Genomic DNA, 202 nt, shown 5'->3' with positions numbered 1-202 from the left:
AGCACGACGGACAACAGGAACAGGCCCACGACGGCCAGCGCGACCATCGCGACGCGGTCGGCGCGCAGGCGGCGCCAGGCCAGACCCCACAGGCCGACAGAAGTTGCGGGAAGATTAAGCTCTTGACCCGTCATTTGAGCTGCACGCGCGGGTCGACGGCCTGGTACATCAGGTCCGCCAGCAGGTTGAACACCATCGTGGC

At 66.3% G+C, this 202-nt stretch carries 1 pseudogene; it reads right to left on the bottom strand.

Annotation, left to right across the window (positions count from 1 at the left end):
* Nucleotides 1-134 (bottom strand): annotated as a pseudogene (locus ACEN88_RS36550) (hypothetical protein); the annotation flags it as partial.
* Nucleotides 135-202: the final 68 nt, after the last annotated feature.

The sequence above is a fragment of the Massilia sp. CT11-108 genome (assembly GCF_047302915.1).
Lineage (GTDB): Bacteria > Pseudomonadota > Gammaproteobacteria > Burkholderiales > Burkholderiaceae_D > Telluria > Telluria orientalis.
This window is presented reverse-complemented; position numbering and strand designations above follow the sequence as displayed.